Source organism: Kothea flammea (assembly GCF_052161645.1).
Lineage (GTDB): Bacteria > Planctomycetota > Planctomycetia > Pirellulales > Pirellulaceae > Laterigemmans.
Window position 1 is genome coordinate 941,085 of sequence record NZ_CP197414.1, and the last position, 26,080, is coordinate 967,164.

21 protein-coding genes are annotated in these 26,080 nt (G+C 58.6%); 16 read left to right on the forward strand and 5 right to left on the reverse strand.

The genetic code is table 11. The features are described from left to right. Positions 1-4: 4 nt before the first annotated feature. Entirely contained in the window at positions 5-1,534 is a 1,530-nt protein-coding gene (gene cobA, locus SH139x_RS03260; protein ID WP_488353853.1) for a uroporphyrinogen-III C-methyltransferase, read from the reverse strand. A gap of 243 nt (positions 1,535-1,777) precedes the next feature. On the opposite strand from cobA, the gene SH139x_RS03265 reads away from it, so the two are divergent. The 14 genes from SH139x_RS03265 (at position 1,778) to SH139x_RS03330 (ending at position 18,189) form a co-directional block, all read left to right on the forward strand. After that, entirely contained in the window at positions 1,778-2,878 is a 1,101-nt protein-coding gene (locus tag SH139x_RS03265) for a fatty acid desaturase family protein (RefSeq protein ID WP_488353854.1), read from the forward strand. Positions 2,879-2,957: 79 nt separating this feature from the next. Continuing rightward, a complete protein-coding gene (locus SH139x_RS03270) occupies positions 2,958-3,881 on the forward strand; it encodes a DUF3667 domain-containing protein (protein WP_488353855.1) in 924 nt (307 codons plus the stop codon). Positions 3,882-3,990: 109 nt separating this feature from the next. Further along, on the forward strand, positions 3,991-5,343 hold the full coding sequence (locus tag SH139x_RS03275) for a FliG C-terminal domain-containing protein (RefSeq protein ID WP_488353856.1): 1,353 nt from the start codon (positions 3,991-3,993) through the stop codon (positions 5,341-5,343). Between the two features lie 6 nt (positions 5,344-5,349). Continuing rightward, positions 5,350-6,057: a FliH/SctL family protein gene (locus tag SH139x_RS03280; protein WP_488353857.1), complete on the forward strand. Its 708-nt coding sequence runs from the start codon at positions 5,350-5,352 to the stop codon at positions 6,055-6,057. A 119-nt stretch (positions 6,058-6,176) separates the two neighbouring features. Continuing rightward, positions 6,177-7,472, forward strand: a complete 1,296-nt coding sequence (locus tag SH139x_RS03285) for a FliI/YscN family ATPase (protein ID WP_488356152.1) — start codon at positions 6,177-6,179, stop codon at positions 7,470-7,472. Position 7,473: 1 nt separating this feature from the next. Continuing rightward, on the forward strand, positions 7,474-7,929 hold the full coding sequence (fliJ, locus tag SH139x_RS03290; RefSeq protein WP_488353858.1) for a flagellar export protein FliJ: 456 nt from the start codon (positions 7,474-7,476) through the stop codon (positions 7,927-7,929). Continuing rightward, positions 7,926-8,576: a hypothetical protein gene (locus tag SH139x_RS03295; protein ID WP_488353859.1), complete on the forward strand. Its 651-nt coding sequence runs from the start codon at positions 7,926-7,928 to the stop codon at positions 8,574-8,576. The genes fliJ and SH139x_RS03295 overlap by 4 nt, the downstream gene beginning before the upstream one ends. Before the next feature lie 86 nt (positions 8,577-8,662). Continuing rightward, complete coding sequence (locus tag SH139x_RS03300) at positions 8,663-10,456, forward strand: flagellar hook-length control protein FliK (RefSeq protein ID WP_488353860.1); 1,794 nt, start codon at positions 8,663-8,665, stop codon at positions 10,454-10,456. A 178-nt stretch (positions 10,457-10,634) separates the two neighbouring features. Further along, on the forward strand, positions 10,635-11,078 hold the full coding sequence (locus tag SH139x_RS03305; RefSeq protein ID WP_488353861.1) for a flagellar hook assembly protein FlgD: 444 nt from the start codon (positions 10,635-10,637) through the stop codon (positions 11,076-11,078). Between the two features lie 67 nt (positions 11,079-11,145). Further along, entirely contained in the window at positions 11,146-13,587 is a 2,442-nt protein-coding gene (locus tag SH139x_RS03310; protein WP_488353862.1) for a flagellar hook-basal body complex protein, read from the forward strand. 40 nt (positions 13,588-13,627) lie between these two features. Further along, on the forward strand, positions 13,628-14,377 hold the full coding sequence (gene kdsB / locus SH139x_RS03315) for a 3-deoxy-manno-octulosonate cytidylyltransferase (RefSeq protein WP_488353863.1): 750 nt from the start codon (positions 13,628-13,630) through the stop codon (positions 14,375-14,377). A 72-nt stretch (positions 14,378-14,449) separates the two neighbouring features. Further along, entirely contained in the window at positions 14,450-16,111 is a 1,662-nt protein-coding gene (gene pyrG / locus SH139x_RS03320) for a CTP synthase (RefSeq protein WP_488353864.1), read from the forward strand. Further along, positions 16,104-16,553 carry a DUF1844 domain-containing protein gene (locus SH139x_RS03325; protein WP_488353865.1) on the forward strand — a complete coding sequence of 150 codons (450 nt, stop codon included), beginning with the start codon at positions 16,104-16,106 and terminating at the stop codon, positions 16,551-16,553. The genes pyrG and SH139x_RS03325 overlap by 8 nt, the downstream gene beginning before the upstream one ends. A gap of 265 nt (positions 16,554-16,818) precedes the next feature. Next, positions 16,819-18,189 (forward strand): toxin-antitoxin system YwqK family antitoxin, encoded by a 1,371-nt coding sequence (locus SH139x_RS03330; protein ID WP_488353866.1) that lies wholly within the window; start codon positions 16,819-16,821, stop codon positions 18,187-18,189. Positions 18,190-18,258: 69 nt separating this feature from the next. On the opposite strand, the gene SH139x_RS03335 is transcribed toward SH139x_RS03330, so the two are convergent. The 4 genes from SH139x_RS03335 to SH139x_RS03350 all read right to left on the reverse strand — a co-directional run bounded on the left by SH139x_RS03335 (position 18,259) and on the right by SH139x_RS03350 (position 23,470). Next, a complete protein-coding gene (locus SH139x_RS03335) occupies positions 18,259-19,269 on the reverse strand; it encodes a hypothetical protein (RefSeq protein ID WP_488353867.1) in 1,011 nt (336 codons plus the stop codon). Continuing rightward, a complete protein-coding gene (locus tag SH139x_RS03340) occupies positions 19,266-21,278 on the reverse strand; it encodes a hypothetical protein (RefSeq protein ID WP_488353868.1) in 2,013 nt (670 codons plus the stop codon). The genes SH139x_RS03335 and SH139x_RS03340 overlap by 4 nt, the downstream gene beginning before the upstream one ends. Continuing rightward, on the reverse strand, positions 21,275-22,744 hold the full coding sequence (locus SH139x_RS03345; RefSeq protein WP_488353869.1) for a MotA/TolQ/ExbB proton channel family protein: 1,470 nt from the start codon (positions 22,742-22,744) through the stop codon (positions 21,275-21,277). Before SH139x_RS03345 ends, SH139x_RS03340 begins: the two co-directional genes overlap by 4 nt. Positions 22,745-22,948: 204 nt before the next feature. Further along, the gene (locus SH139x_RS03350) at positions 22,949-23,470 is read right to left on the reverse strand and encodes a hypothetical protein (RefSeq protein WP_488353870.1); all 522 of its coding nucleotides are present in this window, start codon (positions 23,468-23,470) and stop codon (positions 22,949-22,951) included. A 341-nt stretch (positions 23,471-23,811) separates the two neighbouring features. Here SH139x_RS03350 and SH139x_RS03355 point away from each other — a divergent pair, with 341 nt between their 5' ends. Beyond that, on the forward strand, positions 23,812-24,762 hold the full coding sequence (locus SH139x_RS03355) for an aspartate carbamoyltransferase catalytic subunit (RefSeq protein WP_488353871.1): 951 nt from the start codon (positions 23,812-23,814) through the stop codon (positions 24,760-24,762). After that, positions 24,763-26,052 carry a dihydroorotase gene (locus SH139x_RS03360; RefSeq protein WP_488353872.1) on the forward strand — a complete coding sequence of 430 codons (1,290 nt, stop codon included), beginning with the start codon at positions 24,763-24,765 and terminating at the stop codon, positions 26,050-26,052. Positions 26,053-26,080 lie beyond the last annotated feature (28 nt).

Consider the following 26,080-nt stretch of genomic DNA (forward strand, 5'->3'; position numbering starts at 1 on the left):
GCTGTTAGCCGGATGGAAGGTGGTTCGCGATCGTCTGACAGAGGCAGTCCAGCGTAGCGCTGGAGGCTTCCACGGTTGCTGGAAAGCCGAGTTCGTTCAAGGTGGCCGATGTGGTCGGGCTGAGCGAAGCGAGCTTGGTGTGCCGCAGCGACTCGCCGAACAGATTGACCAGCGAGCGGGCGATGCCGCTGCTGGTTACCGTGGTCCAGTCGATGTGGCCGCCACGCAACTGGTTCAGGATCTGCGGATCTGCGGCCGGGACATCGGCATGTTCGTAGCAGACAACTTCGCTTACCTCGCCGCCGAGTTGGCTGAGACCGCGAGGCAGGGTATCGGGGCCACGGCTGGCGCGGGGCAGCAAAATCCGCTTGCCGGAGACTTGTGCGCCGAGCATCTCAAGCAGTGCTTGGGCGCTGTAATCAGGAGGAATAAAGTCGGCGATTAAACCATGAGCGGCTAGGGCTTCGCCGGTGCGAGCGCCGACGGCGGCTATTTTCAGGTTGGCAAAACGCCGCGAGTCGTAACCGAGTTGCCGCATGCGGGCGAGAAAATAATTGACCCCGTTCTGGCTGGAGAAGGCGATGATGTCATAGTTGGGGAGTTCGGTGATCGCTGTGTGCAAGCTCGTTGCGGCGGCCGATTCGGCAGCCAGGGGGCTGATCGTGATGGCGGGTTGGAAGAGCGTTTCAGCGCCGAGTTCGGCCAGCGTTTCGCCGAGGGTGTCGGCTTGATCGGCCGCCCTGGTGATCAGCACACGTTGGCCACAGAGCGGACGCTGCGAGAACCAGGAGCCGGTTTCAGCCAGCTTGGCCACCGGACCCACGATGACGATCACCGGAGGTCGCATTTTTGTCGCCGGCGTGAGGTGCCCGGCGACTTCGTCCAGGCGGCAAAGGACCGCTTTTTGGTCGGGCAGGCTGCACCGTCGCAGGATAGCTGCTGGGGTGTCGGCCGCTTTGCCCGCTTGCAGCAGCGCGCCCGTCCAGCTTTGCACCGTCGTGACTCCCATGTAGACCACCAGCGTCCCGGGAAATTTGGCGAGCGCTTGCCAGTCCAGCGTGGAGGCTGTTTTGCCCGGCTCCTCGTGGCCAGTCACCAACGCCACGGCCGAAGCAAGACCCCGATGCGTCACGGGAATCCCCGCGAAGGAGCTGGCGGCCAGGGCGGCGGTAATTCCGGGCACAATTTCCCACTGTAGGTCGGCTTCGCGAAGTGCCGTAATCTCTTCGGCCGTGCGTGCGAAGACGGCCGGATCGCCCCCTTTTAAACGCACCACTTTGCGGCCGCCATTGGCCTGCTGAATCATTTCTTGGTTGATTTCAGTTTGGCTCCAGATCCGGGTTTGGCCATGTTTGCCCACGCAGATATGCTCGGCTTGCGGAGCCAATCGCAAAATCTCGGGGTTGCTGAGCCCGTCGTACAAGACGACATCGGCGCGGCGGAGCAGGGTTTCTCCGCGGCGAGTCAGCAGCCCAGGGTCGCCCGGTCCGGCACCGACCAGCGAGACGCGGGGGGGGCTGCCAATCTGGGTCATAATGTTCAGCAATTATCTGGAGGAAAACAGCAATATCTCGAAGAAATGGCGAAATCTCACATCTTCAGCACCCGCGACGGGGGAATTACGGCGGAGCTCTGCTCGTTTCCCGCCCGCCCCCGGCAGCCGGTTTGGAACCCGCGACGGTTAGCTAATTTGGAGAAAGTGAATTAGGCTAAGGCGTTAATTGATGTTGCCACCTGCTATTTTGGAAGTCCAGGGAGATCCTGGGAAGGTCCCGAGATGCGAACTGTCGATGAAATTTTAAAAGATCATGACGCCGGTTTAACCCCCGCTGGTGCCGAATGCCAGCTGCCGTTGGAACGATTTTCCCGACGCCGTCACATTGACACGGTGCGGGCCTTGTCGCAAGTAAATGGGTGGCGGACCAGTAGTTATTTATTGCTGCACTGGGGGGTGATCGCGGTCACGATGGTGATCGTCGCCGTGACGATGCACTGGGCCGCTTTTTTGCTCGGCGGGCTGGTGATTGCCAGCCGCATGCAAGCCTTGGGGGTGATGCTGCATGACGCGACTCATTACCTGCTGTATCGCAACCGAGTGGTGAACGATGTTATCAGCGATTTGCTGATTGCGTTTCCCTTGGGCATGGGGACCACGCTCTATCGCAAGACACATTTTCGCCATCACCGGTTTACCAACACCGAAGAAGATCAAGACTTGGTCGCCCAGCGGCAAGAGCGTGAATGGTACGAGTGGCCGAAAACACGTTGGGGATGCGCGCTGGCGATTGTTCGCAGCGTGCTGGGCGTGAACGCGCATCGGGCTTGGATTTTGTTCAAGCACTGGGCTCCTTGGAATCATCTGCGTGATCCGTTGTCAGTCGATTTTCCGCTTCGCGCTCGCATGCTGTATGTGGCTACGACCAGCCTGGTGTATGTGCTCTTTGGTTGGGCTGTTTGGCATTATCCAGGCGTCGTGTTGCCGCTGGTGGCGCTCTACATGGTTTCCGGATTTACGCTGTTGAATTTAATCAATCGGATTCGCGCCACGGCCGAGCATTTGGGGGTGCCGGGAACGCACGAGTTGAATGCCACGCGGACGGTGTTGCCCAACTGGTGGGAGCGGATTTTCATCGCGCCTTACGGCGTGAGTTATCACTTGGAGCATCACTTATTTCCCTCGGTGCCGGGCTGTAATCTGCCAAAGTTGCATCGGGTGTTAATGCAAGATGCTGAGTTTGCCACGCAGGCCCATCTCACGAAGACCTATGTCGGATTGTTTCGCGAACTGATGACTCCCGCAAAGCAATCGCCCGCAGCTAGTCCCGTAGCAAGTTCCTCAGCAAGTCCCGCGATAGTAGAGTCGCAGCGGGGGAGTTAGACTTTCTTGGCCACGCGTCGCAGTGGGTATGAACCCCTGCGAGTTGCTTTTTCGGTCGCCTAATTGGTCGGAACGTAAATTGAATAAGCCCCAAGTCCTGGACGTGGAAAAGCAGCAGGAGGCCGCGGTGCCGGCGGTCAAGAGTCAATCTCAGTGGTGGGACCAGAGCCTGCCGCGGCCGACTTGTGCCAACTGCGGTGAGGCGAGGGTGGGCGCTTTCTGTCCCGCTTGTGGGCAGAAGCAATTGTCGGAGCGACTCAAATTTGGCGATCTGATACGCAGTCTGCTGAGCCGTTTAACCGCGATTGAAGCTGGCTTGTTTCACACTTTCTGGTCATTGTGTTGGCGACCTGGCGGCGTTGCTCGCGACTATGTCTCCGGCAAGCAGCGACCTTACGTGAATCCGCTGACCTACTTTTTTCTGGCCGCCACCGCGCAGGTGTTGGCTTTCTGGAGCGTCAAAGGATTTCTCACCAAAGAATTGAGTGCACAATTTGAGCAACAGCTTAAGCAGCAGGGGCCACCCCCTGAGGGGAATTCGCGATTGGAAGAGTTGCTCGGGATGCCGTTGCAAGAGGCGTTGGTTGAATCGTATCTAAGCGGAGTTTCGCAAGGCTACTCGTACGCCGCTTTGATTTTTTTTGCGATCCCTTTTGCTGGTTTGTTGTGGTTGTTGCATCGCTGGCGCGGGGAGATGTTTCGCTTGGGGGAGACGATTGTGTTTTCCCTGTTTGTCTTTTCTCAGATATTGTTCTTAGCGGCGGTGTTGACCCCTTTTTCTGTTCGCTTGGATACATGGGTGCACATGTCCATCATGCTCTCCATTTACGTCGGCGTGAGTCAGCTCGCCCATGGAGAATTTTTCGCTCGTACTTGGACCGCCCGCTTGCTGACGTTGATGTCGATGGTGATCGCTTGGGTTCCATTTGTCTGCTCGATTATTGGTTTTTTTCTGTTCGCGTTCTTGCTCAAAGTGGTGTGGGCCGTCATGGCGTCGCCATGAGCGCAGTCATATCTTCGCCACGTGAATTGGCGGAGTCAGGAACTCCTCTGGTCTCAGCTAGCCGCGAAATGGTATATCGGGCACGGAAAGCCGCCGTTACGGATGACGGGTGGCAGGAATCGTCCAATGTTTGCTTGGGAAACGCTTTTTCGCGATGGTCGTTGCCCCGCGCAGTCAAGAAGCCACGCTGCGGCGTGCCGCGATATTGGTCAGCAATTTAGATGCTGCATCACGGCGCCAGCTGTTGGCCCATTTGCCACCCCGGGAAGCAAACCGGGTGCGGGCCGCGGCAGCTTCGTTGGTCGACGTCGATCCGCTGGAGGTGCGACGCGTAATGACCGCTTTCGTGGGGCGGTTCACCGATGCGACGCAGCACCGGCAAGAATCGGTAACGGAAAGCGGCCCCGGCAGCCAGCAAGCCGTTAGTCCGCAAGGGGGCAAGCAGGCTCAGGGTAGTCCACCAGCGGGCCATCCGCAGTTGGGCGGTGCGAACGGGACCGCCGAACCGCTCGCGGCACGACCTCAACTTCAATTTCTCAGCCACGTTTCCGACAGCACGTTGGTGCAGTTGGTGCAAGCCGAGCATCCACAAACGGTGGCTGTCGTGTTGGGCGCTTTGCCAGCGGAGCAAGCCGCGCGGCTGCTCAAGCATATGCCGCCGGACTTGCGGCTGCGAGCGCTGCAGCGGCTGGGCCGGTTAGAGACGATCCCGACCGAATTATTTGAAGAAATCGCTCAGCATCTGCGAGATTCGATCGGCGCCATCGAACCCGTCGCGGCCGCCGCCGGACGCCAAAGCTTGGCCTCCATCTTTGCCGCCTTGGACAGCAGCGAGCGGAGTGATCTGGCCGTCGGATTGGGCTCCTCCGATTGGATCATTGCTTCCGCTTTGCAACAAGCCGCCAATCAGACAACTGCCAATCAGCAGGCAGTCAGTCCGCAAGTTACCGGTCAAGCAGGCGATGCGTCGCAGCACTCGCGTCAAGCGGTGTTTGCCGAGGCGGGGTTCGTCGGCCAACTTGCAGCGGGCCAGTCAGCGGAGGCGGCTGACGAGCGTGTCAACAAAGCCGCCAACCAGGGAGCTGAGGAGGTGGCGGAATTGACTGCTGAGGAGGTCGATCACATCTTGCACTCGCTCAGCCCCCAGCAGTTACAGCAGGTGTTAGCGGAGTTGGACAGTCGGCAGGCGTTATTGGCGGTTTGTGGGTTGGAGGGTCGCGCTGCGCAGCGATTGATTAAGCGATTGCCGAGGCGTCAGGCCAAGCTGGTGCGAAATCAATTAAAGCAACTCAGTGGGATGGAAGTGGTGGAAGTGGAAGCAGCCAAGGCGGCGGCCGCTTGGCGCGCATTGGAAGTCTATGAGCCCGATTCGGCTGTTCGTTTGCGAACGATGCAGGGGCCCGCCGGGCTCCAAGCCGACCAGCAGGAAGTCTTTTCGGCCTCGATGGCACGGGCGGCATAGATCACGATGGCGACGATCCTAAAATCAAGACAACCGGAGGCTCCGCCGGAAGGTAAAGCGGCGGGCATGACAGGGTTGGCCGGTTTTAACTTGGATGACTTTGCTCAAGCGGGAGTGCGGCATCTAAAAGCGGTGGAGGCGGAGGCGGCTGCGATTTTGCAGCGGGCCCGTCAAGAGGCGGAGGCGATTCGCCAGCGGGCTGCGGAGGAAGGTCAAGCGACAGGTTACGCGGCCGGGATGGAAACGGCCGCCGAAGAAATTCGCCAGCAAGTCGCCGCTGAGGTCGCCGAGCGAATTCCGGCCATGGAGGCTGTGACGCAGCAAATCAGTGATATTCAAGAAGCTTACTTGAGCGAGTATCGCCGGTTGTTGGTCTCCACCGTGTTGGCCGCCACCGAGAGGTTGGTGCTGAGCCGGTTAGACCGCGAGCCCGAAATGATCGAGCGGTGGGCCGAGGTTGCTTTGACCGCTTCTAAAACAGCCAGTCGGTTAACGATCGCCGTGCATCCCGAAACGTTGGTCCAGCATGGTGAGATCTTCGAGCGTTTGCTGATCGCGCCGGGCATGCCCGAAGATTCAAGAATTGAACCCGATGAGTCGGTGGAGCCCAGCGGCGTGGTCGTGCGCTCCGAGGCGGGCGTGGTGGAAATGACGCTCAGCCGCCAGTTGGAGCGGTTGGATGCGATGTTACGCGGGGACCAGGCGCCATCATGAAATCAGCTGAAATAAAACCGCCCGCCGCCGCAGCAGCTCCCGCAGCAGTAGCTCCGTTGACTTCAATTCGTTTGCCTCAACCGCCGCCGTTGCCTCAAGCTGAGCATTTGCGGCAGATCATGCACAACGGTCCGGTGGCTGGAATCCGCGGGCGAGTTGCCGCGGTCTCGGGGGCGGCGGTGGAAGTGGCCGGAATGTTAGCCGCTGTTGGTTCGGTCTGTCGCATTCACTCCGCCGGCAATCGGCAAGCGTTGGCTCAGGCGATTGGTTTTCGTGGTGAGCGGCTGTTGTTGGCGATGCTCGATGAGGCCCAAGGTTTGGCGGCGGGAGATCGTGTGGAGTTAATTTCCGACGGCATTACCGTGGGCGTGGGGCCGGAATTATTGGGCCGGGTGGTGGACGCTTTGGGGCGTCCGATCGATCGCAAACCGTTACCCGAGGGTTTAGCCAGAACGCGCGTCGATGGTGCGGCTCCCAGCTCCCTCGACCGCCCAGCCATTCGCGAGCCGTTGGAGACGGGGGTTCGCGTGATTGATTCTTTGTTGACCTGTGGAGTCGGACAACGGTTGGGAATTTTCGCCGGTTCGGGAGTTGGTAAGAGTTCATTGCTGGGGATGCTGACTCGCGGTTCCAACGCCGATGCGATCGTGATCGCGCTGGTCGGAGAGCGGGGCAGGGAAGTGCGCGAGTTTATCGATCACGCCTTGGGGCCCCAGGGGGTCAAGCGGAGTGTGTTGGTCGTCGCCACCAGTGACCAGCCCGCCACGCTGCGTCTGCAAGCGGCTTGGACCGCCACGGCGATTGCCGAATCACTTCGCGACGAAGGCAAGCATGTGCTGTTAATGGTCGATTCGGTCACGCGGTTCGCGTTGGCCCAACGCGAATTGGGACTAGCCGCCGGAGAGCCACCCACGACGCGTGGTTATCCGCCCAGCGTGTTTGCTTTGCTACCACGCTTGGTCGAGCGTGCCGGTCGCACCGAACGTGGTTCGATCACCGCTTTCTATTCGGTCTTGGTCGAAGGCGACGACAATAACGAACCGATCGCTGACACGCTGCGAGGGTTGTTGGACGGCCACATCGTGCTGAGCCGAAAGCTGGCCTCCGAAGCACACTGGCCGGCGATCGATGTGTTGCAGAGCCTCAGCCGGCTGCAGAATCAATTGGTGAAACCTGCCGAGCTGCAAGCCGCTGCCAGCCTGCGACGTTGGCTCGCGGAGTACGACAAGGCGGCCGATTTGATCGACATTGGCGCCTATCGCCCGGGCGCTAATCCGGAACTTGATATGGCGGTGAAAATGCGACCGGCGATCCGCCAATTTTTGTCGCAGGATGTCCAACAGCGTCATCGGCTGGCCGAGACCCGCAAACAATTAGTGCAGTTGGCGGCCGGACAAATCGCCGGAGTGGCCTGAGATGGCAAAGCGTTTTAAGTACCGATTCGAAGCTTTGCGCCGGTTGCACGAGCTGGCTCGGGATGAGGCTTTTCGGCGTCTGGCCGAAGCGCAACAGGCAGGTCAGGTGCTGCAGGATCGCTTGGCCGAACTGGAGCAACAGCGGCAAGCGGTGCGGCAGTCGACGGCGGGGCAGATGGTCGGCCAGATTTCGCTCGATGCGCTGCTCGACCAAGGCCGCTACGACGTTCACTTGGAGCTGCAACAGCGGGAAATAAAGCAACAACTCGGACAAATTGAGGAAGAAATTGAGCGGCGGGCCCAACGCGTAACGCTTGCCGAGCAAGAGTATCGTAAGTTTGAGAAGCTCAAAGAGCACGCGCTGGAGGATTATGGGCAAGCACAATTGCGCGATCAACAAGCCCAGCTCGATGAAATCGCCTCGCAGCGTGCCGGACTTCACCAGGGAGACGCATGATGATTTGGAAATTGATCGCCAGTTTCTGTGTGGCCACCGTCATTACCCAATGTTTGGTGTTGGGTGTGTTGGCATCGCGAGGTAATCTCGATGGTGATAAAGCGATCAAGATGGTCGCGTTGGCCAACGGGATTGATATCACCGGCGACCGCCTCAGCGAAATGTTGGAAGCTTCCAGGACAACTCCCACGCCGAGTTTCAATGAAATCCTTGATCAACGCGCCGAAACCGGGCTCGACATGGATCTCAAACTCAACGCCATCGCCGACTTTCACGAGCAAGTTCAAACCATGCTCCAAGACTTGCAGAAAAGGCAGGAGCGGTTCGACCTCCGCCGCGATGCTTTCAATAACAAATTGGCTGAGCTGGATCAGGGGCTGCAAGACGCCGGCATGCGCGAACTGCAACGAACTTTGGAAGTCTTGCCCCCCGATCAGGCTAAGATTCAGCTCCTTAAAATCTTCGATGACGGAGAAATCGATACAGTCGTCAATATCACTCAAGGAATGAGTGCTGATAAAACGAAGAAGATACTGAGTGAATTCCAAACGCCGGAAGAGCAGGACAAGCTTGCGCAAATCCTTCGGCGGATTGGCGAAGGAGAACCAAAGAAGTCCTTGATTGAGGACGCCCGCCAAGACAACTGAGGCTTGGCCAAGACGACGAACGCGTTGTCAGTCGGTGCCCAAATCATTAAGTAAGAGGGCTCAATCTGCAGGCCGGGGGGCCCAGCATGAACATTAGCAATCGTGGCGACCAGCAATTTTCCGCTTCCGCTTCGCTGCCTGTGCAACGACCTGCCGCGTTGTCGCGGTGGCAGGTTCCAGCGGGCAAGCAGAGTTTGGGGGCCGGCGGCTTACAATTGACGCTGCCCGGCGGTGACCTGCTGGCAACCTTTGACGCCATCATGCAACAGAGACCACAAGAAGCTACCCAGCCCCGCCAACACGATCGCCTGCCGAGCGATGATCGCAACGCGGCGGTCGGTGCACCGCCAGCCGCGGATGCTGATCGCGAAGCGGGTTCGGAGGAGGATGCGGAGGTGGCGGAGTCGGCTGAGAAATCGCCGCAAAATGCGTTGGCAATGGACGAGCAATTGCTGCCTGGTCAACTCGATCAGGCCGCGGAGGAACTTGCTGCGGAGACTGAGGAGATTCCAACAGAGGAAGCCGATGAACAAGACTTACTGGGTTTGCCCTTGGTGACGCAGGTGGAACCAGTCGTTATTTCGGAGGAGGTGGATGAGCCCGTCAACCCGGAGATCGCCGCGATTAACGGCGAGCCTACTGCGCCGCTTGACGCGCAAACACAAGTCTTGACGGCGATTGAGCAACGCGAGGCCGCTGGCAAACGAGCTGCCGAAAACGAAGCTGCCGTCGAGGGTAAAGCTCAAGATGCGGCGGGCAAGGTCGTTGCAGGCCAGACACTGGGCGATGACGGTGCGGAAGAGCCTACCGCGATCGCCGGGGCCAAGCATCCGCGGGAATCAGACGCTCCGGCAGAGGAGCTCGGTTGGCGGAGCGCGGTTACGACCGAGGCCGACGAATCATCGCGAACTCGCCGGCATTCGCGCCGCGGAGAACGTTCCTCGGCAGCCGCTCAACAGCAGCAAGCTGTGGACCAGCGGACTGAAGAACTCGATCCCAGGAACGCACAAGCTCGCGAGCTGGCCGCCGCCAACGCGGGTAAGAGCCTTGAAATTTCGGAGCTGCAAGGCGTAAATCCCACGGCTTGGCAAGGCGAGCTAGATGCCGGTTTGGCTGAAACGGTTGTGCCCCGCCCGGGTGCTGCGGCGGCGCTGCCAGTGCCGCCGGTTTCTCCGTTGCCCGCCAGCGGTTCCCAACTGTTCGGGGAGGCGACAAAGCAACGTGTGCAGGCTTCGGCGGCGGTTGGCGACGCGGCCCCCACGGGGGACTCCTCGCCGGGCGACTCGCGATTGAGCCTCGAAGCGGGCACGGAAAAACAAGCCGCTGCGGCGGGCAAGAAAGCGACCGCGGCGGAGGGGAGCGAGGCCAGCGGCAACTTGGATCGGATTCGCTTGGTGCAACGAGTCTCGCGGGCCTTTCAGCGGATTGGCCCCAGCGGTGGGCATGTTAATTTAATGCTGCATCCGGCCGAATTGGGCAGCGTGCAGCTGAACTTGAAAGTTGACGGTCGCAAGCTCGCAGCGTCCATCACCACCCAAACCAGCGCGGCGATGGAAGTGCTCCGCGAACACTTGCCAGAGCTGCGGCAGCGGTTGGCCGACTTTGGCATGGAGCTGGAGCAGATTCACTTTGAGGTCGCCCGCGATGGCGAAGCGCACGAGCGAGGGGGCGATTTCCGGCAAGCGGGTGATTTCCAACAAGCGGGAGAGCAGCAGCGAAATGGGGCCGGCTGGCGGGAGCGGGCTGATCTGCGACGGCAACAAGCGGGGCAGGCCAGTGGTAACAATTCGGGAAGTCGGGCCGCCGGCTTGGGGGCCGGCGGCGATGTGGCCGGTCAGCGCTGGGCCGCCACCACGCCCGGTTTAGACTTGCGGCTGTGACGCATGCCGGCTGCCGGTGGAACGGAGTTGGCGAAACGTGCACGTTGCTGGGAGTCGGCCTGTTACCAGCAACGCGCCGAGCTGATTTCGCGAGCTGATTTCGCACTGGCTTCACTTGTTCACCAAAGCGTAAGATGCGGCGGTTGATACTTTTTTCTTACTCTTCGGGTTCATTGCCATGTCACGCATCGATTCGGCTACCACCTCGGCGCTAGCCAGCGGGCAGAGCACGACCAATCAGGTCGGTGACGGCTTTAATGACTTGGAAATGGATTCGTTCATGCAGCTGTTGATCACGGAGATGCAGAATCAGGATCCGATGAATCCGATGGACAATTCGCAGATGATCGAGCAGATCGGTCAGATTCGTGAGATTGGTGCCACGAATTCGCTGACCGACTCGCTCACCGCTTTGACCTCCAACCAACAGCTCGTAACGGCTAGTAGTCTGATTGGTAAGAGTATTTCTGGTCTGAGTGAGCAGGGTGATGTAACCGGAGTGGTGGATCGGGTGACCGTCGAAGTTGATGAAAACGATCAGAATTCCCGAACCGTCAAAGTTCACGTGGGTGAAAGGACGATTGATATAGATAACATTCGTCAAATCAACACCGAGGACTGATGGCTGCGCGTCGCCAGCGGGAGATTCCCCTGAGCCGCGTGAGCCGCGGCAAATAGGGGCCTGATCGATGGGTTTAGTATCGGCGCTGTCAACATCACTGACTGGATTGAACGCTGCGGAATCGCAGATTGACACCATCGGCAACAATCTGGCAAACGCCCAGACCGTTGGTTTCAAAGCCTCGCGGACCGTTTTTTCCACGCAGTTGTTGCAGACCATGTCTTTGGGTTCTTCGCCCACGGTGGACACCGGTGGCACAAACCCGCGGCAGGTGGGTCTGGGGGTACAGATTGCCGAAATTACTCCTGATTTTGGCCAGGGGACCATTCAGATCAGCAACAGTGCCTCGGACTTGGCAATTCAAGGCGACGGCTTCTTCCAAGTCGCCGGACCGTCCGGCGAGCGTCTCTTCACGCGGAACGGCATTTTCAAGCTCAACAGCGAGATGGAGTTTGTCAATTCGACTGGTCAGCGATTGCTGGGGTATGGCGTCGATGAGTTATTTCGCATCCAGCAGACGACTCTGAGACCTTTGACCGCGCCGATTGGATCGGAAAGCGTTGCCAAGGCAACCGATGAAGTGACTTTGGAGGGGACGCTGACTCCCGAGGGCGAAGTGGGGACGGTGGCCGAGGTCATCGCGAGCGCCGTGTTGGGAGATTTCGCGGTGCCGCGTCCTGATGGAGCGGAAGTGTCGATCTCCAGTTCTCCGATTACCAGCGTCGCGGGTGTCACCGCCACCACGGCTGGCGCGGGAAGTTTGGCTGCCGGCGCTTATCAATATCGAATAGCGTTCCTGGACTCATCCGGAAACGAGGCGGTGCCGAGCACGGCCATCTCCGCCACGGTCGGTGCGGGTGGGCAAGTGACGTTGAACAATTTGCCCGCTGATCCCACAGCTGGTGATTACAGCTCGATCAATATTTATCGCACCGATGCTGGGGGAAACAATTTCTTCCTGCTCGACTCGGTCGCCGCGGGGGCCGCCAGTTATGTGGACGACGGCAGTACGCCGCTGACGACAACCGAATTGGATGCTTCGGTACTCAACGGTAATTACACCTACATGGTGACTTATCATCGCAACGGGGAGCCGGAGAGTCGCCCGAGCGTGTTGATTGGCCCGCAGAACATTGTCAATAGCCGCATTTCGCTGAAGGATTTTCCCGTGCCTCCGGTCCCGCCAGCAACTGGTGGATTTCCGGCGTATGATGAGATTCGCATCTACCGCAACTTGGCAAATGACCAAAACAATTTCTATTTGGTTGACACGGTCAGCCCTGATGAAACATTTACTGATAGTCGAACCGATGCCGAGATTGCCGACTTGAGCGTGCCCGGCAATCAGTTGGTTAACTTGGATGGTCCCACGATTAACAGTGGTTCGCGGTTGGTCGATGTTGTCAAGCGGGATGGGTTTAATTTTGAGAAGGTGTTCACTGAGGGAACGTTGAATTATACGGGACAGAAGGGTGGCCGTTCGCTGGGAACGGGTTCGTTTACGGTCACCAGCACCACGACGGTGCAAGATTATATTGACTTCATCGAATCCGCTTCGGGCATTCAAATTGCACAGGCTGATTCGGCAAACCCGATTCCGACTTCGGAAAATCGCATCCCGGGTGAGACGGGAAATTTGGTGCCCGGTGGCTACATTAGCAACGGTGCGATTCGGTTTGTCAGTAACAACGGTGAAGAAAACGCGTTGACCATTGATTTGACCGCTTTCCGCATGGAAGACGAATTGGGAAATGTGACGGTTCCGAACCTGGCCTTTGGCTCGGTTCAGAAGGCCGCGGGTACGAGTGCCGCGACGGATTTCTTGGTATATGACTCGTTGGGGGTGCCGATCAACGTTCGCGTCACGGCGGTGCTCGAAGAACGAACCGATTCAGCGTCCATCTATCGTTGGTACGCGGATAGCCCTGGCAACCAGCCACTCTCTGGGCATGACATCTCGGTCGGCACGGGGCTGGTCCAGTTTGACGGCAATGGCAACTTTGTTTCCGCCACGAATTCGCGGATCAACGTTCAGCGGAACGATGTTCCCAGTGCCACACCGTTGCAGTTTGATCTCGATTTCTCCAGCGTCTCGGGCTTGGCGACCGCGGAGGCTTCCTTGGCGGCCACCCGTCAAGATGGTTCCGCTCCCGGTATCCTCAACAGCTTTGTCGTGGGTGAGGATGGGCGGATTCGCGGTGTGTTCAGCAACGGGGTGACGCGTGACTTGGGGCAATTGGTTTTAGCCCGCTTTTCCAACCCGGTTGGTTTGGAGCAGCGTGGCAACAATCTCTACTCGCAAGGGATCAACAGCGGTTTGCCTGTGCAGGGTGGTCCGGGCGAGAATGGAATTGGCACGATCGTCGGCGGTGCCTTGGAACTTAGCAACACCGATATGGGACAAGACTTGGTTGATCTCGTCTTAGCCAGTACCCACTATCGAAGTAACAGCCGAGTGATCACCGCCACTCAGCAGTTATTCGATGAACTGCTAAACATCCGCCGGTAAACAACATTCGCCCATCAACAACATTCTTAGGTCCAGGTTGATGCCAGCCCACATTGTGATCCCAGCTCGTTTGGCATCGACCCGTTTGCCTGAAAAGTTGTTGCTCCGTGCGGCGGGTAAGTCAGTGCTGCAGCATACCTATGAGGCCGCTTTGCGGTCCACACTCTGTCAGGGCGTGACCGTGGCGGTCGATGATCCGCGGCTGGCGCAAGAGGTTAGTGATTTTGGTGGGCAGGCGCTGTTGACCGATCCGCTGCATGCGAGCGGTACCGATCGCATTGCCGAAGTGGCCCGGGCGCTATCCACTGCGGATCCAATCATCAACGTGCAGGGGGACGAACCGGAAATTGACCCCGCCGCGATCGATCTGGTCGTCACGTTGTTGGAACAATTTCCAGAAGCCGCGATGGCGACGGTGGCCAGTCCGCTGCGCGAGGCCAGCCAGTTGTCCGACCCATCGTGTGTGAAAGTTGTGATGGGAGGGGTGCAGCGGGCGATCTATTTCAGCCGTGCCGCGGTCCCGCATGCTCGCGAAGGTGTCAGCGACGCGTTGCTCGCCGCGGAGCCACCCCACTACTGGCATCATTTGGGCCTCTATGCTTATCGGCGTGAATTTCTGCTCTGGTTTGCTAGCCAACCGCCCGGCCGTTTGGAGCAGTTAGAAAAACTGGAACAGCTGCGAGCCATCGAAGCGGGGCGAACGATCGTGGTCGGGCGAGTCGAATCGGCGGCGGCCGGAATCGATACCTTGGCCGATTTTGAGGCCTTTCGGGCTCGCGTCGAAGCTTAGCAGCGATCCGAGTCCAGCTGTTTCTCAGAACAGGTCTACCGGTCGAATCGATGCGCGGTATGATTCGCTCCCATGACAAAACATATCTTTGTAACCGGTGGGGTGGTCAGTTCGCTCGGTAAGGGCCTGACCAGTGCTTCAATAGGGATGTTGCTCGAGCAACGCGGCCTCAGGGTGCGGATGCAAAAGCTGGATCCCTATATCAACGTGGACCCGGGGACGATGAGTCCCTACCAGCACGGTGAAGTCTACGTCCTCGACGATGGCTCGGAAACCGATTTGGACTTGGGCCATTACGAGCGGTTTACCTCGGGTGAGTTGACGCGTGATTGCAACTATACCACCGGGCAAATCTATCAGTCGGTGATCGATAAAGAACGGCGAGGCCAATTTTTGGGCAAGACCGTCCAGGTCATCCCTCACATCACCAACGAAATCAAGTCGGTGATTCACAAGCTGGGTGGCGACGACGTCGATGTCGTGATTACCGAAATTGGCGGCACGGTGGGGGACATTGAAAGTCTACCGTTCCTCGAGGCGATTCGCCAATTTTCGCTCGACGTCGGTCGTGAAAATGTGCTTTATATGCACCTCACCTTGGTGCCATACCTAAAAGCGGCCGACGAGCTGAAAACGAAACCGACGCAACACTCCGTTGGCCAGTTGCGGGAGATCGGTATCCAGCCCGATATTTTGATCTGTCGTTGCGAGCGCAGCATTTCGCATGAGGATCGCGACAAGATTGCCCTCTTTTGTAACGTCGCCCGCGAAGCGGTGATCGAGGAGAAGGATAAGGATTTTTCGATTTACGAAGTCCCCATCTCGTTGGTTGATAACGGCCTCGATGAATTGGTCGTCAAGCGTCTAGGGTTGAGCGCCGCGGCGCTCGACATGACCGCTTGGAGTGATCTGCTGCACACGCTGCGCAACCCCCGCCACGAAGTTTCCATCGCGGTCGTGGGCAAGTACGCCGAGCATAAGGATGCTTACAAATCGATCTATGAGTCGCTCGATCACGCGGGCATTTCCAATCATGCTCAAATTCGCATCGGCCGTATCCAGAGCAGCGAGATTGAGCGGGAAGGGGCGGAACGGCTGTTGGCCGGGTTCCATGGGATTCTCGTTCCGGGAGGTTTTGGAGAACGCGGCATCGAAGGCAAAATTCAAGCCGTGCGTTACGCTCGCCAGCGGGGGATCCCCTACTTCGGCATCTGTTTGGGGATGCAATGCGCCGTCATCGATTTCGCTCGCGAGGTGATGGGGCTCGACGGTGCGCACTCAACGGAGTTTGAAAAGGATACCCCGCATCCGGTGATTTGCTTGCTCGACGAACAACGCAACGTGACCAACATGGGAGGCACGATGCGGTTGGGCAGTATGCCCTGCACGTTGACTCCTGAAAGTCACGCTCGGGCAGCCTATCAAAGCGAGGAGATTCAAGAGCGACATCGGCATCGTTACGAATTCAACAATGATTACCGTCAGCAATTTATCGCCCACGGTATGCGGTTCGCCGGAACCAGCCCAGATGGTAAACTGGTGGAGATCGTGGAGATCAGCGACCACCCTTGGTTCGTAGCTGTGCAATTTCACCCAGAATTCAAAAGCAAGCCACTCCAGCCGCATCCCTTGTTTGCTGGTTTTGTGGGGGCCGCCGTGGCCAGACGCAAGCTTCCCTTGGTGGCCGACGTCAATGACGCGACCGCCAACAACCCAGTGGATCATCATGCCTGAGCAACCTGAAGAGCAGCCGCCCAAGCTGATTGTTGACGAGGATTGGAAAGAGCAAGTTCAACGCGAGAAGGCGCATGCCGCCGCTTCCACCTCGCCACTTGAAGGGGAGCCAATCGTCAAGCCTGATGGTCAAGACGAACTGGCCACCGGTAATCAGTCAGCGGATCAGCCGACCGGCGAGGCAATGGACGCCGCCATGCAGATGCCGCCTCCCACCTTTGATTTTTTGATCAGCATGCTGGCCACGCAGGCGCTGCACGCCATGGGGCAACTCCCCGGACCGGAAGGCGATCTGGCCAAACCCGAAAAGCCGATCGCTAAACATTACATCGATTTGCTCGGTGTCATCGAGGCCAAGACCAGCGGGAACTTGGAGGCTCAAGAAAGCAAAATGTTAACCGAAGTGCTCCATCAATTGCGGCTTGCTTACCTGCAAGTCTGATAAGTTTAAGCAGTAAAGTCTTCCCAACCGTTTCAAGTCTTCCCCTCTGTAGAGTTGGCCCGGTCTGGTACCACTGTGTCGCAGACGGAACGGCTCATTAGCGGTCCCCCCAGCGACGATTTAAAAGTTCTAGTGAAGGCGGACTAACTGAGTCTGCGGCCAAACGCGCGGCAACTCTGCGGTTGTCATCAAGGGATCAAACGCATCCCGGCTGGCGACCATCCGCCCTGCCCAGGAACTTGTCCCACCGCTGGAACCGACCGCGATGCACACAACCCATAATTCGTTCGTGCGGCTGGCTGCCGCTGCTACCCTTTTGGCCTCAACCTCGGGAGCGACTGCCCAGCAGTTGGTACCACCGGAGACGGTTGCGATTGAAATGCCCGTGGACACGCAACTTGCTGAAACGGCAGCCGATTATGGGTTTCCTAGTTTCGAGTCGGATTTGTTGCCACCTGACCGGGGCGAATTGCTGGTCCCCGAACAGCAGCCAGCTCAACCCCTCGACGCTGGTGAGTTGATTCAGCAGCGTTATCCCGACGGTTCGGTTTTTATCGAGCGGCACGTGGTCGAGGATGCAATGGGCAACTTGGTCAATCACGGAGAGTTCAAGGAATACAACAACAAGGGCGAAGTTGTCCGCGAAGGAAGTTACGAACTAGGTGCGATGCAGGGAGAATGGACGCAGTGGATCGGAGTTGAAACATTGCGGCAATTGACCGACACGCTCGATAAAGGATTTAAGGCACCTTTTCGCTCCCAGGCACAGTTCTCCGATAATCAGGTGTCTGGCGAATGGATGGTCAGTGATAGTGCGGGGAATCCAGTTTTCGTTTGGCAGTTGGTCAATGGTCAGCGTGAAAATGTCTCGCTGTGGTACGACAGTCAGGGCGAGGTAATTCGCGAAATTTTCTATTCGCAAAACATGCCGCACGGACCAGCGAAGATTGCCGCTCCAGCCAGCTCGCCCGGATTGGCGTCAACGGGCCGAGCAATCAAAGCGGTTCAGTTTGATCGCGGTCGCGTGGTGCAAAGTTCGACCGAATGGTTCGACCCGCAGCGGAAGACCAAGAAGAAGGTCGAGCAAAGCATGTTGGTGCCGCTGGCCAGCGAAATCGCTTCGCACGATTGGTGGAATTCAAGCTTGCGGCAAATGCCCGAGCCGACCTCCGCCGCGATTCGTCATGGTGTCGTCCGCCGTTGGTATCCAAACGGCCAACCAGCCTTTGTGGGCAACTACAAGTATGGCAAACAGGAAGGCGAATTTGCTTGGTTCTATGAAAATGGCCAACCGCGGGGGCGTGGTCAGTATGTGAATGACATGGAGACCGGGACTTGGAGCTGGTGGCACATCAATGGGATGAAGATGGCGGAGGGACAATACGAAGCTGGGAATCGAGTCGGCATTTGGTCGAATTGGTCGGCCACTGGACAGCTGGTTTTCCGCGGACCTGCCGATGCATTGCTGACGCCCTCGGGTGAAGAGAGTGTTCCGGAGAACGCCGATTCGCCCGCCAGCGGAATTGCCGGGGAAGCGTTGGAGAACAGCGGCGAGCGGAACTCGGCGAGCCGCCCGAGTTCGCTGAGGCGGTCGCAATTGCCTGGCCAATCGGTGTTGATTGATCCACGACGTTGATCCACGATGTTGATTTGCGATGTTAAGGTGGGGAACCGGCGGCTGGGTGACTCGCCGCTCGCCTCAGATTTATTGTGCCGCGCTTCGCGAACCATTGGGACCGCCGCTGATCTGTCTTCCTTCCGGCAGCGGCCTGGCTGCCGTGGCGATACCGCGGCTGTAGAGATGTTCTTTCAACAAGCGAAATTCTTTAAAGCTATCGGGGTAGACCCAGACGGTAACGGTGGTCGTTTCCGCTGGGCGTCCGGCGAATTCGATGTCGAGCATCGAGCGGTTGCTTTGCAAGACTTGCAGCAGTGGTTCGCCGATCGATTCATCGACAGGTTCAATCGTCAGTCCGGTCAGTTCGAGGCGGATGGCGGTCCCGAGCGAGCCTCCGCGGCTGGCGGTCGCTCGGCTGCGTTGCACTTCGTACTTGCCGATAAAGCCGCGAATTGGACCGACCGTGGCGGTTGAGCTGCCGGGGCGTGTCCCGTCGACGCCGCTGCGGAAGGCGATGCGGATTTCTTCAACTAAGCTATCGATCGGCACGACGGCTAATTTGCCTTGCCGCAGCCGCAAATGGATTTCGTCGCCAAAGACAGTTTTGGCCATTGGGCTGGGGAGGTGTTCCAGCACGGCCAGTTCGGGCTCGGCGTTATCGAATCGCGAGCGTTCACCAGCCAGTTCGCGGAGCTCGCGTTCTTTGGCCGCCAACTCGGCCGCCAATTGGCTGGCCGCTTGCTGTTCGTTGGAGAGCTTTGCTTTTTCGGTTTGCCATTGCTCTTTGGCGAGCGCCAACAAATCGAGCAGCATATTTCGTTCTTGGCGACGTTGCTGAATTTCTCGTTCGTAGTTGGACGTTTCGCCGCGAAGTTCATCGACGGCGCGGCGGGCCGTGTTGGCTAGCGCCAGCGATTGTTCATAAGCCCGCATCTCCTCCGATTCGACCACTGAATCGATCGCCGCTTGTTCAGCGACCTGTTGCGATTGGGCACCCAGCACGACCACTAGGATGATCAAAATGCCGACTAGATTCGCCACGATATCGAGGAACGAATCGAAACCCATTTCCAGCTTTGCGCGTTTCTGTCGGCTCATCGTGTCCGTTTCCTCTCCACTCGCACGCCACTGTTTCGCATCAGCATTTCCAATTGGCGAAAGCGGGATTCACCGTCCGCCGCCACTCGCACGCTGAGCACTGGTTCCCAGCGACCATCTCGCATCACCGGCCCCCAGTCTTCCACGCGGCGACGAATTTCCCCGGCCAACTCTCGCACCGCTTGGTCGATCAAACCATTGCGAATGGGAATGGTCACCGCCGCTCCGCCGCGCTCGCCGGCCAGTTCGAGATACTGTCCGTGGCAGGCTAATTGCAGTTCGCGAACCACCGTCGGTCCCCGCAGATGGCTGAACGAATCGGGGAGCGCCCAATTGTTGCCGGCATTCAAATCGGGCAACTGGTCGCTGGGAGGAGCCTGCCGAGGCGGGTTGTTGGCTTGCGCGCGGGCCCGCTCTTCAATCGCCGCGGAGAAGGTTTGAGCTGGTTGTGATTGTGCGGATGACGTGCCACCACCACCTGGTCCGGAAGCGTTGACGGGTGGTTGCCCGGCCGCGGCCGCGGCGCTTTGCCCACCTGCTGTCTGTCCGCCCGCTGCTTGTGTGCCTGCTGCCTGTCCACCTGCTGCTTGGCCGCCCGTTGTTTGGCCGTTGGTTGCTTGGGCCTCGGGGGAACCCGTTTGTCCAAAGTTTCCTGGTTGGTCAGCCGGGTTGTTGCCAGAGAAAGCTCCCTCGCCAGTCGCCGCTTGCTCGTTGCCTGCCAGCGAGTTCATTGGCGTATTCAGTTCTGCATTGCCCGCCGAGCCGCCGTTGCCAGTCGAGGTCCCGTTGCCGGGCTGGCCGGTTGCTCGTCCAGCGAGTTCTTGGCGGAGTCGGGCGATGTCGGTCGTCGGGGGTGAATCCCCCAGCCAAGGTTGATCGCCGTTGACGCCGCCGTTTGGATCGGCGTTATAAGCGCCGTCAAAGGCGCCGTTTAGATCGTCGCTATTAGGCAGCCCGCCGTTACCCGCCAAGTTGCTCCCGTTGCCGCTGGACCCGTCACTGAACTCACTTCCGTTATTAGTTCCGTTATCAGTTCCACTACCATCGTTGCTGCCATATTGGTAACTGCCTGGCCCGCTGCCTGATCCCGAGGTGGTGGGCGCGGCACCGACGAAGCGATTGCGTCGTGGTGCGTTGGCCAATTGGGAGCTGGAGCGTTTCAGCGAATTTTCGATGGCGGCTAGCAGATTCGCTTTGAGTTCGGGATCGGGCTGGGGAAAAGCCAATTCCATATCGGCCGGGACCAGTTCGTAACCGAATTGGTCATCCCAGGCATCCATGGCGATGCGGCAAGCGGCGTAAGCGTGGATGCCATTGGGGCGAACCAGCAGCAGGGGATAAGGGGGTGGCGCGTTGACATCCAATTTTTGCCAATGCCCGCGGATTGCTCGCAGCGCGGCGTCGAGCGGGTTGCCGGGACCGAGGGGGCCTCCCAAGTGTTCCGCGGTCAGCCGCACACCTTCCGGTTGCAAAATGATTGCTTCGTCGGTGCATTCCACGTAAATCGGTCGTCGCTGCGTGCCGCTGTTCCCTTCGTAAGGCACAATCACCACGCGAGGCGGGCGTCCGTCGTCTTGCTCGCTGCGCTCGGCCAATGCCGCGCGTTGTTTTTCAATTTCCGACTCGAGGGAAGCCAACCGTTGTCGTTTCGCGGCCAAGCTGTTGGCATCATTCGACTCGGTCGCCGCCGCCAGTTCATCTTTCAGTTGCTCGAGCGATTCGCGGAGCCGTCGCGAGTGATCTTCGAGGTGCGCCAGTTCGCCACGACGCTCTTCGAGAATTTCAGTTTGACGATCACGATAGGCGATCAACTGTTGAGCTTGCCAAGTCTGCTGTTCGGCCAGTTCACGAGCGGTTTCCGACTCGGAGTCGACCAATTGCTGAGCCGCCTCTTCCGCTTTTTGCGAAACCAGGGCGAGCAATAGAATCAACGTGCCGAGGGTACACACCAGCACCGCCAGAAAAGGAAACAGCGAGGGGGAGAGTCCCAGTCGACGGCGGCGCGTCATGCCGCGTTTCTCCCCGCACGAGTCAACGCTCGGCGAGCAACCTGCGTAGAAGTTTCGCTGCCGTTGGCGGGCTGCGTGGCGGGCAACCGAGTCGCCAATACCTCGACCGCTTCGGCAAGTGTCAGCATTGCTTGGCTGACCGTGTTCGCTTCACTGACCGACTGTAAGCCACGATCGACCGCCTCGACGCTATCGGTGACCAGTTTGACATTTGTATCGAGCGAAGATTGTAAGCTCTGCAGTTCCGCGGCTCGCGCATGGCTATCAGCTAACAGTTCGCCCTGTTGCAAGAGAGTCTTTTGATGAGCCAGCAAGACCCGCGCGTTATCGCTGAGGGCGGTCTGCCATTGTTGCCAGCGATTATCAATCTGCTCTGCACCTTCGCGTTGAGTTTGGCGGAGCGAGTTGGCATGTTGTTGCAGCGATTTGGCGAACGAGTCGCCCAGCACTTCCCGCATCGCGACCTTTAATTGATCGGCCGATTCATGAGCCGATCGTTGCCAGTGGTCGTGCGCGGAATCGATCGCTTGACGCCATAATTCCGCCTGCAAACGCACGGAATCTTTCACCGTTTGAGAGATTTCGAGCGTCATTTGACGGAGAGCTACCAAGGGGTCGTGGCTCTCGATCTTGGTGCCGCTCGATAGGATCGCCGGCAGCAAACGGTCGCTCCGCTGTTCGATTTCTTGCAACACCTCGCGGCCGTGCTTTTCCACCGGGAACTGCAGAAAGATCGCGATCACGCTCAGCACCAAACCGAGCGCGGTGGTATCAAAGGCCACGTAGAGACCGCTCTTCAGTCGTTCCACGGCGGCCGCTCCGTCGGTAAAATCAAGCCCACCGAGTGTTTGCGTGATGCCGATTACCGTACCCAAAAAACCTAACATCGGAATCGCCCAGACGATGATGCGAACGAACTGCAAGGCATCATGATCGGCGTCGGCTTGGCGATCACCGACTTCGCGCATATCGTCGCTCAGTTGGTCGGCATGCCCACGCCGTTGTTGCCGTTCGAGTAAATCGGTCAACCGCAGCACCATCGCCGAACGGGCAATGGCCGGTGGCACTTCGCGGAGATGCGCGAGCCATTGATTGACGCGATCACTGATCGAATGGATTGAGTTGCCAGCGGGGGCGGATTGGCCCGATGAGTCCTCACCGGCTGGCCAGCCACAAAAGGCGTGCAACGATTGGGGAACCAATTCGCGGTCGCTGATCAGCCCCAATTGCCGATGGACTTTGGCGATCTCCCGGTGGCGGGCCCATAATTGACCCACGGCAACGCAAAATAACACCGTGGCAGCGATTGCCACCGGGTGTCCCAGGAAATAGCGTTCCAACATCGGCACCGGGAGCGTCATGACCAGCGCGTAAAAGCCCGCCGCTAACGCTAAGCCGGAAAAACGGCGAATCGTGTTAGCGACCCACGAACCTTGGTTGGCCAGGCCTCGCTCGCGATTACTCACTGTTTCCTGCCCTGCTCAAATTCGTGCCGAGTTGTGGTGGGAAAGTCATGCCTCCACAGTGCCGATCTCAGGCTGTTGAGGTCAAGACTGAAATCCGAAAAAGCTGGCTGGTCTCGTTTCAGGATGCCAGCTTTTAGAACCTATCCGAAAACCCAAAATAACCGCCGCTAGCGCCAAAGCGGCTAACGGTTTTCGGATAGGTTCTTAGTACGCCACCAGCCGGCGATTGCCCACCGATGGCATGATCAAATCACCGAATGACTCAAAGGGGTTGATTTCCAGCTCGGCCACTTCCAGACGGTCCCCCGCTTGCAACGCGTAGTCGTGCTCGGCGGTGATTTGGTTGCTGCGGTTGTGGAAGTGAATTCCCATCCGGATGCCCCCTAAAGTATTCGGCGAGTTGCGATACAGGGTTGCCTGCATGCGGGTAAACTCTTGCGTCAAACCACTTTGTTTGAGCAGGTCGCTGACGAATACCGAACGCCCATCGGTGGGCAGGGGTAGGACGCGGACCGGCTCTTTCGAGCCAACGATCTCCAGCACCACGGAATTTCTGGCCCGAGCTTGCGAGATCACATCGTATTGCTCGCTCGCCGCCGAAGGCTGGAGTGCAATCAAGGGATCCAGCGACTTGTCATTGTCCGTGTACATCGGCGGTATCACGGAGCAGCCGCAGGCGGAAATCGCTAGCAAAATGCTGGCCAGGAGGGTACGGACGGGCTTCATGGCGTTTACACGGATCGTGGTGTGTGCGGATAGATTCGCTCCCCCCCAGAAGCGAATGTCCCACCTCCGGAATCGAATGTGCCGATTCCGCGGACATTGCGGGGTATCGTCATTTGCCTTGGGCAAGTTGAAAAAAATAGGTGCAAACCGGCGAAAAAACTATCTCTTGGCGGACTTGATTCCACCCGCTGGTGGGACCCAAATGATGGATCGCAACTGACGATTGCTGGCCGGGCAAATTCGCGCCGCGACGTTTACCTGCTAAGCTGTCGCCCAACCCCCGGCGGCCGCCGGAATGGAATCGATTTGCCGTTTTTCTCATCGAGCCCGACGCATCCTTTATGGCTGAACTCCCACCCCCAGTACCTTGGAATCGACGACATCTGTTGGATTTGAAAAGCCTCTCGGCTGCTGAATTGATGGCGATGCTCGACACGGCCAGTTGGATAAAACAAGCGACGGGGGGATGTCGCGATAAGCTCTCTTTGTTGTCGGGAAAAACTTGCGCCAACTTATTTTTTGAAAACAGCACCCGCACCCGCAATAGCTTTTCCTTGGCTGCCAAAAGACTGGGGGCCGATACGGTCGAATTCAGCAGTTCCGGCAGCAGCGTGGCCAAGGGGGAAACGTTCGTCGACACGGCCAAAACAATTGAGGCGATGGGTGTCGACTGGGTGGTGACTCGCCATCAAACTCCCGGCACGCCCCATTTGCTTTCCCGCCAATTGCAGTGCCATGTGCTGAACGCGGGAGACGGGCCCCACGAGCATCCGACGCAAGGCTTGCTCGACATGCTGACCATTTTGGAGCATCGCGGCCGCATTGCCGGGCTGACCGTGGCCCTCGTTGGCGACATTCAGCACAGTCGCACGGCGCGGAGTAATTTGTGGGGGCTGCGAACCTTGGGAGCACGCGTGATCGTTTGCGGGCCGGCCACCTTGGTCAGTCAGCGGTGGGAAGAATTGGGAGTCGAAGTGGCCCATGATTTGGATGCCATTTTGCCGCAGTGCGACGTCTTGAATTTGCTTCGCATCCAGTTTGAGCGACAGTCGATTCCCTCGTTCCCCAGCATCCACGAATATGCCCTGCGTTACGCCATGACGGGAAAGCGGATGCGAGCGGCCAAGGATGACATTTTGATTATGGCTCCTGGGCCGATCAATCGTGGTGTGGAGATTACTCCCGAGGTCGCCGATGGTCCCCAAAGCGTAATTTTGCACCAAGTGACCAACGGGATTGCCGTCCGCATGGCCGCCCTCTGGTTGCTGGCCCAAGTCAAGGAGCAAGCATAAATGTCAACGCTTTGCCTGGAAAATGGGCGTATTATCGACCCTTCTCAGAGCTTGGACCGAGTCGCTCGCTTGTTGGTCATCGATGGAAAAATCGCTGCTTACGATCCGACCGATGGGATGATCCCACCGCACGCCCAATGGATCGACGCGCGGGATCGCATCGTGGCTCCCGGACTGATTGATTTGGCGACGGAACTGCGCGAGCCGGGACGGGAGGAGGACGAAACCATCGCCACGGGGTTGGCCGCCGCGGTGGCTGGTGGTTTCACTTCGATCCTCTGCGCGGCGAACACCGATCCGCCGATCGATTCGCCCAGCACCGTCGAGTTGGTTCGCCAGAAAGCGGCTGCTGCCAACTTGGCCCGCGTGCACGTGATCGGCTGCGTCAGCAAGGGGCGTCAGGGGCAAGCGATGGCCGAACTCGGATTGTTAACCGAGGCCGGAGCGGTCGCCTTCAGCGATTCGCCCCGCCCGCTGCCCAACAACGCGTTGCTCCGCCGCGCGCTGGAATATTGTCGCATGTTCGATCGCCTCATTATCGATCGTCCCGGTGTACCGGAGCTTTCGGTCGGCGGTGTGATGCACGAGGGACAGGTTTCGCTCGTCTTAGGGTTGGCCGGTTTGCCGACCGAAGCGGAGGATTTAGCCGTTGCCCGCGATGTTCGCTTGGCCGAGGCGACAGCGGGTCGGTTGCATGTCGGCCCGGTCAGCACGATGGGAGCGATCGACATGTTGCGGCGGGTCAAGCTGCGGGGAGTGGGAGTAACCGCGTCGGCTTGCCCGCATAACATCTGCGCCAGCCTCTGCGATGAGGCCTTGCGGACCTTCGATGCACGCTACAAAGTCCATCCCCCGCTCCGCAGTCCCCGCCATATCGAGACCTTGCGCGAAGCGGTTATCGACGGCACTATCGATGCTTTTCAGTCGGGGCACATGCCGCGGGCCGACGAGAAAAAAATGAACGATCTTGATTCGTCACCCTTCGGTCAATCGTCGTTGGAGACGAGTCTCTCGTTGGTGATCAGCGAGCTCGTGTTGCCCGGCTTGCTCGATTGGTCGACAGCCATTCGGCGGCTCTCCACGGCACCCGCTGAGATTGCCGGCATCCCAGGTGGCAGCTTACAAGTGGGCGAGTCGGCCGACATCGTGGTCATTGACCCGGCGGCCAGTTGGACGGTGGACGAGTCCAAGTTTCTCTCTTACTGCCGCAGCTCACCATTGCACGGGCGGCAGCTGCAAGGCCGCGTCACGCACACAATCGTCGCTGGATTGGTCAAGTATCAACGTTAGCCGCTGTTAGTTAGCCGCTTTGGCGTTA

What these genes read in the sequence shown, in the direction of transcription:
- cobA (WP_488353853.1), bottom strand. Translation starts at nt 1,534, where the DNA reads ATGACCCAGATTGGCAGCCCCCCCCGCGTCTCGCTGGTCGGTGCCGGA.
- SH139x_RS03265 (WP_488353854.1), top strand. Translation starts at nt 1,778, where the DNA reads ATGCGAACTGTCGATGAAATTTTAAAAGATCATGACGCCGGTTTAACC.
- SH139x_RS03280 (WP_488353857.1), top strand. Translation starts at nt 5,350, where the DNA reads ATGGCGACGATCCTAAAATCAAGACAACCGGAGGCTCCGCCGGAAGGT.
- SH139x_RS03285 (WP_488356152.1), top strand. Translation starts at nt 6,177, where the DNA reads ATGCACAACGGTCCGGTGGCTGGAATCCGCGGGCGAGTTGCCGCGGTC.
- fliJ (WP_488353858.1), top strand. Translation starts at nt 7,474, where the DNA reads ATGGCAAAGCGTTTTAAGTACCGATTCGAAGCTTTGCGCCGGTTGCAC.
- SH139x_RS03295 (WP_488353859.1), top strand. Translation starts at nt 7,926, where the DNA reads ATGATGATTTGGAAATTGATCGCCAGTTTCTGTGTGGCCACCGTCATT.
- SH139x_RS03300 (WP_488353860.1), top strand. Translation starts at nt 8,663, where the DNA reads ATGAACATTAGCAATCGTGGCGACCAGCAATTTTCCGCTTCCGCTTCG.
- SH139x_RS03305 (WP_488353861.1), top strand. Translation starts at nt 10,635, where the DNA reads ATGTCACGCATCGATTCGGCTACCACCTCGGCGCTAGCCAGCGGGCAG.
- SH139x_RS03310 (WP_488353862.1), top strand. Translation starts at nt 11,146, where the DNA reads ATGGGTTTAGTATCGGCGCTGTCAACATCACTGACTGGATTGAACGCT.
- kdsB (WP_488353863.1), top strand. Translation starts at nt 13,628, where the DNA reads ATGCCAGCCCACATTGTGATCCCAGCTCGTTTGGCATCGACCCGTTTG.
- pyrG (WP_488353864.1), top strand. Translation starts at nt 14,450, where the DNA reads ATGACAAAACATATCTTTGTAACCGGTGGGGTGGTCAGTTCGCTCGGT.
- SH139x_RS03325 (WP_488353865.1), top strand. Translation starts at nt 16,104, where the DNA reads ATGCCTGAGCAACCTGAAGAGCAGCCGCCCAAGCTGATTGTTGACGAG.
- SH139x_RS03330 (WP_488353866.1), top strand. Translation starts at nt 16,819, where the DNA reads ATGCACACAACCCATAATTCGTTCGTGCGGCTGGCTGCCGCTGCTACC.
- SH139x_RS03335 (WP_488353867.1), bottom strand. Translation starts at nt 19,269, where the DNA reads ATGAGCCGACAGAAACGCGCAAAGCTGGAAATGGGTTTCGATTCGTTC.
- SH139x_RS03340 (WP_488353868.1), bottom strand. Translation starts at nt 21,278, where the DNA reads ATGACGCGCCGCCGTCGACTGGGACTCTCCCCCTCGCTGTTTCCTTTT.
- SH139x_RS03350 (WP_488353870.1), bottom strand. Translation starts at nt 23,470, where the DNA reads ATGAAGCCCGTCCGTACCCTCCTGGCCAGCATTTTGCTAGCGATTTCC.
- SH139x_RS03355 (WP_488353871.1), top strand. Translation starts at nt 23,812, where the DNA reads ATGGCTGAACTCCCACCCCCAGTACCTTGGAATCGACGACATCTGTTG.
- SH139x_RS03360 (WP_488353872.1), top strand. Translation starts at nt 24,763, where the DNA reads ATGTCAACGCTTTGCCTGGAAAATGGGCGTATTATCGACCCTTCTCAG.